This window comes from Planotetraspora silvatica, from assembly GCF_016863315.1.
GTDB lineage: Bacteria > Actinomycetota > Actinomycetes > Streptosporangiales > Streptosporangiaceae > Planotetraspora > Planotetraspora silvatica.
The window spans coordinates 111782-124149 of sequence record NZ_BOOQ01000026.1 but is presented as its reverse complement, the minus strand read 5'-3'; the positions used below and the strand labels follow the sequence as shown (position 1 = coordinate 124149).

At 68.8% G+C, this 12368-nt stretch carries 11 protein-coding genes; 5 read left to right on the top strand and 6 right to left on the bottom strand.

Going from position 1 to position 12368, the window contains the following annotated elements:
• Positions 1–163: 163 nt before the first annotated feature.
• Genes Psi02_RS19795 through Psi02_RS19785 form a run of 3 tightly spaced genes read left to right on the top strand, consistent with a single transcriptional unit; the run spans position 164 to position 3279 of the window.
• Positions 164–952 (top strand): class I fructose-bisphosphate aldolase, encoded by a 789-nt coding sequence (locus Psi02_RS19795; RefSeq protein ID WP_203976227.1) that lies wholly within the window; start codon positions 164–166, stop codon positions 950–952.
• A gap of 32 nt (positions 953–984) precedes the next feature.
• Positions 985–1893 (top strand): PfkB family carbohydrate kinase, encoded by a 909-nt coding sequence (locus Psi02_RS19790; RefSeq protein WP_203976225.1) that lies wholly within the window; start codon positions 985–987, stop codon positions 1891–1893.
• Between the two features lie 21 nt (positions 1894–1914).
• Entirely contained in the window at positions 1915–3279 is a 1365-nt protein-coding gene (locus Psi02_RS19785; RefSeq protein WP_203976223.1) for a hypothetical protein, read from the top strand.
• A 290-nt stretch (positions 3280–3569) separates the two neighbouring features.
• Here the strand turns inward: Psi02_RS19785 and gltX are convergent, their stop codons facing one another.
• Positions 3570–4934 carry a glutamate--tRNA ligase gene (gene gltX / locus Psi02_RS19780; protein WP_275415219.1) on the bottom strand — a complete coding sequence of 455 codons (1365 nt, stop codon included), beginning with the start codon at positions 4932–4934 and terminating at the stop codon, positions 3570–3572.
• A complete protein-coding gene (locus tag Psi02_RS19775) occupies positions 4927–5697 on the bottom strand; it encodes a fumarylacetoacetate hydrolase family protein (protein WP_203976221.1) in 771 nt (256 codons plus the stop codon). The genes gltX and Psi02_RS19775 overlap by 8 nt, the downstream gene beginning before the upstream one ends.
• A gap of 154 nt (positions 5698–5851) precedes the next feature.
• Between Psi02_RS19775 and Psi02_RS19770 the strand changes: the two genes are divergently transcribed.
• Positions 5852–6226, top strand: coding sequence for an antibiotic biosynthesis monooxygenase family protein (locus Psi02_RS19770; RefSeq protein WP_203976219.1), 375 nt, complete (start codon positions 5852–5854; stop codon positions 6224–6226).
• A gap of 114 nt (positions 6227–6340) precedes the next feature.
• Here the strand turns inward: Psi02_RS19770 and cimA are convergent, their stop codons facing one another.
• Positions 6341–7915, bottom strand: a complete 1575-nt coding sequence (gene cimA, locus Psi02_RS19765; RefSeq protein WP_203976218.1) for a citramalate synthase — start codon at positions 7913–7915, stop codon at positions 6341–6343.
• A gap of 328 nt (positions 7916–8243) precedes the next feature.
• Between cimA and Psi02_RS19760 the strand changes: the two genes are divergently transcribed.
• Positions 8244–8897: an O-methyltransferase gene (locus tag Psi02_RS19760; protein WP_203976216.1), complete on the top strand. Its 654-nt coding sequence runs from the start codon at positions 8244–8246 to the stop codon at positions 8895–8897.
• 195 nt (positions 8898–9092) lie between these two features.
• Here the strand turns inward: Psi02_RS19760 and Psi02_RS19755 are convergent, their stop codons facing one another.
• The 3 genes from Psi02_RS19755 to Psi02_RS19745 all read right to left on the bottom strand — a co-directional run bounded on the left by Psi02_RS19755 (position 9093) and on the right by Psi02_RS19745 (position 12361).
• Positions 9093–10184, bottom strand: a complete 1092-nt coding sequence (locus Psi02_RS19755; protein WP_203976214.1) for a branched-chain amino acid aminotransferase — start codon at positions 10182–10184, stop codon at positions 9093–9095.
• 145 nt (positions 10185–10329) lie between these two features.
• On the bottom strand, positions 10330–11376 hold the full coding sequence (locus Psi02_RS19750; RefSeq protein ID WP_203976212.1) for a 3-isopropylmalate dehydrogenase: 1047 nt from the start codon (positions 11374–11376) through the stop codon (positions 10330–10332).
• Between the two features lie 46 nt (positions 11377–11422).
• On the bottom strand, positions 11423–12361 hold the full coding sequence (locus tag Psi02_RS19745; RefSeq protein WP_373317637.1) for an ROK family protein: 939 nt from the start codon (positions 12359–12361) through the stop codon (positions 11423–11425).
• Positions 12362–12368 lie beyond the last annotated feature (7 nt).

Genomic DNA, 12368 nt, shown 5'->3' with positions numbered 1-12368 from the left:
GCTGGTCTTTCGTTTACTTGCTTTGCACACCCGCACTTCGGTTGAAGGGACCTTAATCCCAACGTAACGCAAACACAATACTTGCTTTTACTTTCTTTTGAGTGTTAGGAATACCTCGTCCAGCTGCGCCCGCAGGTGGAGCGAAACGAAAGGAACCTGCCCCATGCCGGGTCTCGGCACGGCCGTACGCCTGAACAGGATCTTCTCCAACCCCAGCGGACGGTTCTTCTCCGTCGCGGTCGACCACTTCGTGGGGTATCCGCGCACCATGCAGGACGGTCTGCGCGACCTCCCGAGCATGGTCAAGACACTCGTGGACGTGGCACCCGACGCCATCACGATGTTCGCGGGCTCGGCCAGGGCGATCTGGATGCCGTACGCCGGCACGCTCCCCCTCATCGTGCAGGCGGGCTGCTTCACCCCGGACGACAGGGTGATGGAGGTGCTCGCGACACCCGAGGACGCGTTGCGGCTCGGCGCGGACGCCATCGCCCTCGCGATCGGCGTGCGCGGGCCGAACGAGGGCACCTACCTCCGTTACCTCGATCGCACCGTGGCCGCCGCCGAGAAACTCGAACTGCCGGTGATCGCCCACATCTACCCGCGTTCCTACGTGAACGGGCCCGAGATCGTCACCGACGCCGAGGACATCGCATGGGCCGCCCGCTGCGGCATCGAGTGCGGCGCCGACGTCATCAAGATCGCCTACACCGGTTCCATCGACAGTTTCGCGGAGATCGTCGACTCGTCCCCCCGGCCGATCGTCGTCGCCGGCGGCCTGCGCACGTCGAGCCTCCACGAAGCGCTCACCACCGCGAACGAATCACTCAAGGCGGGTGCCGTCGGACTCACCGTCGGACGCAACGTCTGGGGCCACGATGATCCCGCCGCCGTCGCGAAGGCCTTCAAGTCCGTGATCCACGACGGCGTAGCGGTCGACGACGCGCTCTAGGGTGAACGTGCGGGCTAGGAGGATCGCTGCGAATGATCGACATCGTCGGGTTGGGGTGTGTCGCCGTCGACGACTTCCTCTACACAGAGAGCCCGGCCGTCGCCGGTGAAAAGGCACGCGTGATCGGCCGGCGGCGGCAGATCGGCGGCCTGACCGCCCTGGCCCTCCAGGCGGCGGCCCGACTCGGCTCGACATGTTCGTTCGAGGGGCTCCTGGGCTCACACGACGAGTGGGCGTTCGTCGACGAGGAGCTGGCGGAGCTCGGTGTCACGACCTCGTTCGCGCCACGGCGTGAAGACGTGCACCCTGTGCTTTCCACGATCGCCGTCGCGCCGTCGGGAGAGCGCACGATCTTCTTCGACGACTCGAGCCCGGCGGGCCCGGACGACACCCCCGACCTCTCCCGGGTCGGGGAGTGCGCCGTGCTTCTCCTCGACGGTCACGGGGTGCCGGGCGCGATCGTCGCCGCGGAGTTCGCGAGGAACCGCGGCATCCCGATCGTCGCCGACTGCGAGACCATCCAGCACCCCCGTTCACGCGAGCTGCTCGACCTCGTGGACCATCTCATCCTCCCGGCCGCGTTCGCGATGGCCGTCACCGGCACCTCCAGCCCGTCGGACGCCGCCGAAGGGCTGGGCGGCCCCGAGCGGACGCTGGCGGCCGTCACGGACGGCGCCAACGGCCTCTTCCACTCGGCCGGCGGCGACCCTGCGCGGCACATGCCCGCCTTCCCGGTCGAGGCGATCGACACGACCGGCTGCGGCGACGTGTTCCACGGCGCGTACGCCTCGGCGATCGCGCGCGGCGTCGCACCGCTCGACTCCCTCCGCTTCGCCTCCGCCGCGGCCGCCGTCCTTTCGACCCGTCGCGGCGGACCGGAACGACTGCCGAATCGCGAGGAAGTCGACGAACTCCTCGCGACGGCTCCGCTGCCTCTGTAGAACCTCCCGAGGAGCACGACCATGAACCAGGACGAACTGACCCGGCAGCTCGAAGACGGACTCGCCGAGGTCCCGATGTACGACGTGCACACGCACCTCACGAGCGGCTCGCTCGCGGCGCGAGGCCTCCACGACGTGCTGCTTTACCACATGGTCATCAGCGACCTCTACGCCGCGGGCGCCCCGGACGGGGCGCGCCTCACCCCGTACCCGGACGCCCCTGACGACGCGGAGGCGGAGTCGCGCATCGAACGCGCGCTCCCCTATCTGCACCGCGCCCGCAACACGAGCAACGCGTGGGGCCTGCGGATGATCCTGCGCGACCTCTACGACTGGACCGAGCCGATCGAGCCCGGAAACTGGCGTCGCCTCGACGCGATCATCCGGGAGCGGTCGGCGTCCGCCGACTGGGCGTACTCGATCCTCGACCGTCTGAGGATCGCCCGCACGAACGCGGAGTACACACGCCGTGGCGAGGGAGCCGACGACTCGCGGCTCCTGTACTCACTCGAGTGGGGGATGGTCACCCGGGCGCAGTGGGGCGAGTTCGACACGCCCCTCTACGAACTCGAGCGATGCTGGGCGATGGACGCGGCAGGAGGCCCGATGGAGATCGGCGGCGGTGTCCGCCCCGATCTGCCGAAACGCATCCGCTCGGCGGCGGACGCCGACGAGGCGACCGCGCATTTCGTACGGCTCATCCCCGGATACCTCATCGCCATGGCGACACACCTGTCCACCGACATCGACTACACGGCGCCGACGGCCGCCGAGTTCGAGGCCGCGCTCGCGAGGCGTGACACGGCCGGCCCCGCGGAGCGGGGCATCTACGCCTCCTACCTCAACGAACTCCTGCTCACGCGGCTTGAGGCGGAACGCCCTGACGTCGCCTTCCAGTTCAGCTTCGGCGCGGAGCCTCTTCCGTTCGAGACAGGGGCACGGCTGCGCCAGGACACCCTCGGCCAGCTCGCCCTCATGATCGACCGGCATCCCGGCCTGCGTTTCCAGGTGAACAACGCCACCCGCCACGCCAACCACGGGCTCGCCAGCCTCGCCCGGGAGCTGCCCAACCTCTCGATCGCGGGTTACTGGTGGCACAACTTCTACCCCGACTCGATCCGGCAGCTCATGAGCGAACGGCTCGACATGCTTCCCACGACGAGTCAGTGCGCGTTCTTCTCCGACGCGTACTGCATCGACTGGGTCTACGGCAAAGCGATGATCGTCCGGAAGCAGCTCGCCCGCGTTCTGGCCGAGCGTGTCTGGACCGGCCAGTACGACATCGACGACGCCCTTTCCATCGCGCGGTCGATCCTCTTCGAGTCAGCAGAGCACCTCCTCGGCATGAAGCCGTACGAAGGATGGAACGACCCGTCGGAGATCTGACGCGGACGGTCTCAGGTCTTACAGGGGGATGGCGACGACGCCGACGGGCGCGGGCCGGTGGTGGGACCGGCCACACGCCGGCGCGAGAGCCGTCTGGCACATCCCATGCGTGATCACGAAATGCGTCCGGGCTGGTCAGGTTGCATATATAAGAACCTGTGCATGATCACGACTGAGATCTGCGCAGGTCATGCCCGCAAGCACCGAACCGGTGCATGATCACGCGCGGTGTTCGGCCAGCTCAAGGCTTACATTCACGAACCTGTGCATGATCACGCCCAAGGAACGGGTCAGGTGAGTTTGGTCAGGGTGGTCCGGAGGCGGTCGAGGGAGCGGGCTCGGCCGAGAACCTCGATGGACTCGAACAGCGGCAGGCCGACCGTCCTGCCCGTGATCGAGACTCGCACCGGGGCCTGGGCCTTGCCCAGCTTGAGCCCCCGCTCGGCGCCGACCTCCTCCAGAGCGACCTTGAGCGACTCCGCGTCCCAGCTGACCGTCTCCAGTCGCTCGGCATAGCTGGAGACGATCTCCGCCGCCCCCGGCTTCATCGCCTTGTCCCAGGACGCCTGGTCGAAGACGGGCTCCTCCAGGAAGAGGAAGTCGACGTTGGCCGTGATCTCCGAGAGCACCGCGATCCGGGTCTGGGCCAGCTCCGCCACCCTGCCGAACACGCCCCGGTCCCAGGACGGGTCCAGCCACGGCTCGCAGCGGGCGACGAAGATGTCGAGCGGCAGCGCCCGGATGTACTCGCCGTTGAAGGCCCGCAGCTTCTTCTCGTCGAAGAACGCCGGCGACTGGTTGACGTCCTCCAGCCGGAACAGCGGCATCATCTCCGACCAGGGCAGGATCTCGCGGTCGTCACCGGGCGACCAGCCGAGCAACATCAGGTAGTTGACCATCGCCTCCGCGAGGTAGCCCTCGTCCCGATAGGACTCCAGGGCGACCTTGTCGCGCCGCTTGGACAACTTCTGCCGCTTCTCGTTGACGATCACGGGCACGTGCGCCCACTGGGGCGGCTCGGCGCCGAGCGCCTCCCAGAGAAGCTGCTGCTTGGGCGTGTTCGACAGGTGCTCCTCGGCCCGGACGACACTGTCGATCCGCATCTCCATGTCGTCGACCACGTTGGCGAGGACGAACAGCGGCGAGCCGTCGCCGCGGACGATCACGAAGTCCTCCATCGCCGAGTTCGGAAACTCGACCCGGCCGCGGACCTTGTCCTCCACGACGGTGATGCCGTCGTCGGGCGTGCGGAACCGCACCGCGCCCTCGGCCAGACCCCGGTCCCGGCAGAAGCCGTCGTAGCCCTGGTGCTCGGAACCCGTCCTGGCCTTGACCTCGTCGCGCGTGCAGGTGCAGTGGTAGGCGCGACCGTCCTTCAGCAGCTTCGCCGCGGCCTCGCGGTGCTGCTGCTCGTAGGCCGACTGGAAGTAGGGGCCCTCGAAGTGAGGCGAGTCTCCGTTGATGCCGATCCAGGCGAGGGCCGAGATGATGCCCTCCGTCCACTCCGGCCGGTTGCGCGCCGCGTCGGTGTCCTCGATGCGCAGGACGAAGGTGCCGCCGGACTGCTCGGCCAGCGCCCAGTTGAACAGCGCGGAACGTGCCCCGCCGACGTGGAACATGCCGGTCGGTGAGGGGGCGAAGCGCACCCTAGTCACGTGAGACCACCCGGTTCGTGAGAGTTCCGATTCCTTCGATGCCGATGCTGACCTCGTCGCCGACGGACAGCGGGCCGACCCCGGCGGGAGTGCCCGTCAGGATGACGTCCCCCGGCAGCAGGGTCATGAAGGCGCTGACGTGCGCGATGAGCGTGGGGATGTCGTGCAGCAGCAGCGATGTGCGCGCGCTCTGCCGAAGCTCGCCGTTGACGGTGGTGGTGAGCGCGAGGTCACTCGGGTCGAGCGAGGTCTCGATCCACGGGCCCAGCGGGCAGAACGTGTCGAAGCCCTTGGCCCGTGTCCACTGGCCGTCCTTGGACTGGAGGTCGCGGGCGGTCACGTCGTTGGCGCAGGTGTAACCGAAGATCACGTCGAACGCGCGCTCGACCGGCACCTCACGGCACAGCCGCCCGATGACCACGGCGAGTTCGCCCTCGAAGTCGACCCTCTCGGACAGCTTCTCCGGGTACGCGATGGCCTCGCCCGACCCGATCACCGACGTGTTGGGCTTGAGGAACACGATCGGCTCGGCCGGGGCCTCGTTGCCCATCTCCTTGGCGTGGTCGGCGTAGTTGCGGCCGATCGCGATGACCTTGCTCGGCAACATCGGGGCGACCACCCGGACCTCCGCCAGCGGATACCGCTCACCCGTGAGCTGGATCCCGCCGAAGGGATGACCGTCGATCTTGGCGATGACCTGCTCGCCCTCTTCCACCACTCCGAAAGCGACCCCGTCGCCCGTGGAGAACCTCGCGATACGCACGTCACGAGCCTAGTGCCGATCGACGAGTGGTCACACTCGACTTTCGCTTCGCGGCGAGCCGCCCGCCAGGCAGGGCCGTACGGTCGCCGTATGGTGGTCCTTGGTGCCCGAGGGGTCACCGGTCAGACGAGCATCGAGTCGTACGGGAGTCCATGTGCCTTCGGTCGTGAAGATCAATGTGCTGACGGTGCCCGGGGAGATGCGCGAGCAACTGGAGAAGCGGTTCGCCAACCGTGCCGGGATGGTCGAGTCCTCCGACGGGTTCGAGTGGTTCGAGCTCCTGCGCCCCGTCGAGGGCACGGACCGCTACCTCGTCTACACCCGCTGGCGGAGCGAGGAGGACTTCCAGCGCTGGCAGCAGAGCCAGGCGTTCCAGGCGGGCCACGCCCGGGCGGCGGCGGAGGCCGGCGCGCAGGGCCACGGTCACGGGCAGGCCCAGGGGCATGGCCACGGACAGGGCCCGGCCGCCTCAGGGTCGGAGTTGTGGTCCTTCGAGGTGGTCCAGAGCGCCGCGCCCCGCGAGTCCTGATCTTCGCGGCCGCGCCCCGGAGCCTCCGCGCCCGCGCCCCCGACTCCCCACGGCCCGCGCCCCCGACTCCCCACGGCCCGCGCCCCCGACTCTCCGCGGGCCGGGCCTGAACGATCAGGCGGTGTGTCCCGCGCGCAGCAGGCCGTACGTCACGGCCTGCTCCAGCGCATGCCACGAGGCCTCGATGATGTTCTCGTCGACGCCCACGGTCGCCCACTCGCCGGTGGCGTCGCTTGACGTGATCAGTACGCGGGTGACCGCGTCCGTGCCGAGCGTGCCCTCCAGGATGCGCACCTTGAAGTCGACCAGCTGCACCGCCGCGAGCTCCGGGTAGAGCTGCTCGAGGGCCAGCCGTACGGCCTTGTCGAGCGCGTTGACGGGGCCGTTGCCCTCACCCGTGGCGACGATCCGCTCACCCTTGGCGTGCAGCTTGACGGTGGCCTCGCTCACGATGTCCCCGGCGGGACGCCGTTCGACGATCACCCGCCACGACTCGACCGAGAAGTGCCGCTTCCGCTCGCCTGAGACCGTGTCGCGCAGCAGGAGCTCGAACGACGCGTCCGCCGCCTCGAACGTGTGCCCGCGGGACTCCAGCTCCTTGACCCGGTCGACGAGCTGGCGGGACTGGTCGCCGCTGAGCTGGTAGCCCAGCTCGCGGCCCTTGAGCTCGACCGACGCCCGGCCGGCCATGTCGGACACCAGCATCCGCATGTCGTTGCCGACCTCCGCGGGGTCGATGTGCTGGTAGAGGTTGGGATCGACCTTGATCGCCGACGCGTGCAGCCCTGCCTTGTGCGCGAACGCCGAGGTCCCGACGTACGGCTGGTGCGAGTTGGGCGTGACGTTGGTCACCTCGGTGATCGCGTGGGCGATGCGCGTCATGTCGCCGAGCGACTGCGCGGGGACGAGGTCGAAGCCCTTCTTGAGCTGCAGGTTGGCGACCACCGTGAACAGGTTGGCGTTCCCGGCGCGCTCGCCGTACCCGTTGGCACAGCCCTGAACGTGGGTCGCGCCGGCCGCGACCGCGGCGAGGGTGTTGGCCACCGCGCAGCCGGTGTCGTCGTGGCAGTGGATGCCGATCCGGGCGCCCGTGCCCACCGCCTCATGGACGACGCCCGCGAGTTCGTCGGGCAGCATGCCGCCGTTGGTGTCGCAGAGCGCGATCACCGACGCCCCGGCCTCCGCCGCGGTACGGAGGACCTCCAGCGCGTACGCCGGGTTCGACTTGTAGCCGTCGAAGAAGTGCTCGGCGTCGAGGAAGACGCGCTGGCCCTCCGCGCGCAGATGGGAGACCGTGTCGCGGATCATCGCGAGGTTCTCCTCAAGTGTCGTCCGGAGGGCCAGCTTCACGTGCCGGTCATGGCTCTTGGCGACAAGGGTCACGATCGGCGCGCCGGACTCGCGCAATGCGGCCACCAATGGATCGTCGGCGGCCTTCACTCCGGCCCGGCGGGTCGCGCCGAACGCGGCGAGCTGCGCGTGCTTCAGGTCGAGCTCTGTTCGGGCCCGCCGGAAGAATTCGGTGTCCTTGGGGTTGGCGCCGGGCCAGCCGCCTTCGATGAAGCCGATGCCGAGGCCGTCCAGGTGCCGCGCGACCGCCAGCTTGTCGGCCACCGTGAGATTGAGCCCCTCCTGCTGGGCGCCGTCACGGAGCGTCGTGTCATACACATGGAAGCCGTCATCGGCCATTGCTCTGTCTCCTTCGCGGGTGTTCATGTCGCCGCGCGCGCTTCCCGGGTTTTCCGGCCAAACAAAAAGACCCCCCACGGACGTGAGAGGTCTGCGCGCCGGCGTTGTCCTTTAGCCGGCGCGCCTGCTGATAATGAGCAGACCGAAGCGCATAGTGCCTAGCAGTCTGCCATACGACTTCAGCATCTGGCACATCGATCTCGAATGACGAGACGGCTGCCTGCTGCGGCGGTGGCCCTCGGACCGCCGCCGGAGCGGTGTGGACGCGGCGCGAAGCATGTCCGAATCGCCATGCTCCTCGCGATCGGCGTTGTCTAGGGTGGTCGTCATGAAGGCTGCCAATTTCATCGACGTCGCCGTGGCCGAGTACGCCGCCTCGCACACCAGCCCGCCCGACGATCTGCTGCTCGGCCTGGCGGAGGAGACTCTGCGGGTCACCGGCGGCAACGCCGGCATGCAGATCGCCCCCGAGCAGGGCACTTTGCTCACCATGCTCGTCCAGCTCACCGGAGCACGGCAGGCCGTCGAGGTGGGGACCTTCACCGGCTACTCCTCGATCTGCATCGCCCGTGGCCTGCCGTCCGACGGGCGCCTTCTGGCCTGCGACGTGAGCGACGAATGGACGTCGATCGCGCGCCGCTACTGGGACAAGGCGGGCGTGGCCGACAAGATCGAGCTTCGTCTCGGCCCGGCGGCCGAGACGTTGCGGGCACTGCCTCGCGAGGAGTGGATCGACTTCGCGTTCATCGACGCGGACAAGGCCGGCTACCCCGTTTACTACGAGGAGGTCCTGGTACGGCTCGCGCCGGGCGGGTTGATCGCCGTGGACAACACGCTGCAGCACGGGAAGATCACCGACGCCTCCAACGGAGGCAACGTCCCGGGGATGCGTGCGTTCAACGACCTCGTGGCGGGTGATTCGCGAGTCACGAGCGTGCTGCTGCCGATCGCCGATGGGCTCACCCTGGTCCGCAAGAGCTGACCCCCGCGGGTGCATGATCACGAACGGTGGAAGGCCTGGTCGGCGGCCTTCCACCGAATTCGTGCATGATCACACATCGTCAAGGCGCAGGTCGCGGTGGCTTTTCCCGAACCCGTGCATGATCATCACATGGGTTGTGGCAGCTCAGCCGCCCTCGCCACGAACCTGTGCATGATCACCACAAGGGTTGTGGGGTCAGCAGATCTTGTGGACCCAGTTGTGGGTGTCGGGGCGCGTGCCGAACTGGATGCCCATGAGCTCTTCGCGGATCTTGAGGGTGACCGGGCCCGGGGTGCCGTCGCCGATGGTCCAGCCTCGGTCCGATCCCTTGACCTTGCCCACGGGCGTGACGACGGCGGCCGTCCCGCACGCGAAGACCTCGGTGAGCTCCCCCGATTCGCAGGCCGACTGCCACTCCTCGATGGAGATCTTGCCCTCCTCGGCCTTGACGCCGAGCTCGCCCGCCATGCTCAGGATCGAGTCGCGGGTGATGCCCGGGAGCAGGGTGCCGGTCAGGGCCGGGGTCACGAGTCGGTCGCCGAAGACGAAGAACAGGTTCATCCCGCCCATCTCCTCGACCCAGCGGTGCTCGAAGGCGTCGAGCCAGACCACCTGGTCGCAGCCCTCCTCGACGGCCTGGCGCTGGGCGACGAAGGCCGCCGCGTAGTTGCCGCCGCACTTGGCGAACCCGGTGCCGCCGGGGGCCGCCCGGGTGTATTCGGTCGACAACCAGACCGACACCGGCCGCACGCCCCCGGAGAAGTACGACGCCGCCGGTGAGGCGATCACCATGTACCGGTAGTTCCGCGACGGGTGGTTCACCCCGAGCCCGGCCTGCGTGGCGATCATGAAGGGGCGCAGGTAGAGGCTGTGTCCCTCGGTGGTCGGCACCCAGTCGCGGTCGGTCTGGACGAGCAGTTCGAGCGACTCGACGAAGGTGTCCTCGGACAGTTCCGGCATCGCCATGCGAAGGGCGGACTGGTTGAAGCGGGCGGCGTTGGCGTACGGGCGGAACGTGACGATCGACCCGTTGGACTGCCGGTAGGCCTTGAGACCCTCGAAAAGCTCCTGGGCGTAGTGGAACACCGAGGTGGCGGGGTCGAGGACCAGCGGCCCGTACGGCTCGAGCCTGGCGTCGTGCCAGCCGCGTCCTTCGGTCCAGTCGATGGAGACCATGTGATCGGTGAACGTCTGCCCGAAGCCGGGGCTCGCCAGTACCTGCTCGCGCTCGGCCACGGTGCGGGCCTGCTGGTTGAGCTGCACGTCGAAGCTGAGCTGGGTGGTCATGGCGAGGATCCTTCTCTCTACGTCGTCATCTTCATTGTGCGACGAAGCGGCTAACGAAAACCTAGGGCATCCGATGGGTATGAAAAAGCGCATGGTGGCCCTAACCGGGCCGCCATGCGCTGTGAAGGGGGTGAGCGGCCCGGCTTCAGCCGGCTACTCGTGCGGCGATGTCGTCGCCGATCTCGCGGGTCAGCCTGTCCGATCCGGCCACCTGACGCCCGGCCAGGTCGTCGGCCACCGCCTGCTCCACCCGGGCCGCCGCGGCGGCGAGGCCCACGTGATCGAGGAGCATGGCGACCGACAGGATCGTCGCCGTGGGGTCGGCCTTGCCCTGGCCCGCGATGTCGGGCGCGCTGCCGTGGACCGGCTCGAACATGGACGGCGTGGTCCTGGACGGGTTGACGTTGCCGCTGGCCGCGAGCCCGATGCCGCCCGCGACGGCCGCGCCGATGTCGGTGAGGATGTCGCCGAACAGGTTGTCGGTGACGATCACGTCGAACCGCTGCGGCTGGTTCACGAAGAACATCGACGCCGCGTCGACGTGGCAGTAGTCGGTCGTGACCTCGGGATACTCGACGCTGACCCGGTCGACCGTACGGGCCCACAGGTCGCCGGCGAAGGTCAGCACGTTGGTCTTGTGGACCAGGGTGAGCTTGCGGCGCGGCCGTGCCTGCGCCTTGTCGAAGGCGTAACGGACGACACGCTCGACGCCGAAGGCCGTGTTCAGGGACTCCTGCGTGGCGATCTCCTGCGGCGTGCCGCGGCGCAGGACGCCACCGGCTCCGGCGTACAGGCCCTCGGTGCCCTCGCGGACGACGATCATGTCGATGTCCTCGGGACGGACGCCGCCGAGGGGGGTCTCCACCCCCGGGAAGAGCTTGACCGGGCGCAGGTTCACGTAGTGGTCGAGCTCGAAGCGCAGCCGCAGCAGCAGGTCGCGCTCCAGGACGCCCGGCGGGACGCTCGGGTCGCCCACCGCGCCGAGCAGGATCGCGTCGAAGCCGCGAAGCTCCTCGAGGACACCGTCGGGGAGGGTCTCCCCGCTCGCGTGGTAACGCCTGGCTCCCAGGTCGTACTCGACCGTCTCCGTCTTGACGCCCGCTGCGTGAAGGACCTTGAGGCCTTCGGCGACGACCTCGGTGCCGATCCCGTCACCGGGGATCACCGCCAGGCGGATGCTGCTCGACTCCATGCGTGTACCTTACCGGCTCGTCTCGGAGCTCGAACAAACGGTCTCACTATCCGAGCGGCGTCATGGCCACCGCACGCTCGAAGACGAGGTCGCGCGCGGTGGTGAGCCCGAAGGCCAGAGCGCCGAGGAGCACCGCGTCCGACCCGAGGGTGGAGCTCTCGATCCGCGGCGGCCTGAGGGCGACGAGCGACTCCAGCCGCCCGGCGACGGGCTCGATCAGCAGGTCACCCGCCTGGGCGCCGATCCCCCCGCCCAGCACGACCAACTCGGGGTCGAGGACGGCGGTGACGCCCGCGAGCGCGTGCGCCACGTGATCGGCCTCGGCGGCGACGACCTTCACGGCGGTCTCGTCGCCCGCCCTGGCCGCGTCGAAGACCTCCTTGGCGGTGGCCGCGACCATGCCGAGCCGTCCCGCCGCGGCGACGACCCCGTCGGCCGACGCGACGGACTCGAACATGCCGCGCCCCGGGTTGACCAGCGGGTCCCCCTCGCCGACGGGCAGGTAGGAGATCTCCCCCGCCGCCCCCTGGGAGCCGCGGTAGAGCTTGCCGTCGATGACGACGCCCATGCCGATCCCCGTGCCGATGGAGACGTAGACGAAGTGGGACACGCCCTGGCCGAGGCCGTAGGCGCCCTCCCCCACCGCGGCGAGGTCGACGTCGTTCTCCACGACGTACGGCGACTCGGTCACGTCGGCGAGCCGCTCGACCGCGCCCGGCTGCTCCCAGCCGGGGAGATTGGGGGCGAGCCGCAGGATGCCCGTCTCCTTGTCATGGATGCCGGGGGTGCCGAACACGCTGAGCGTGATGTCCGCGCGGGTCATGCCGGCCTCGGCGGTGAGCTGGTCCACGATCCCCGAGAGCTGGGAGAGCACCTCGTCGTAGCTCTCCGCGCGCGACGGCTCGTCCTTGCGCGCGACGATGTCGCCGACCAGGTCGGCGATTGCGAGCCGGACGTACGCCCTGCCGATGTCGACCGCCAGCACCGAGCCC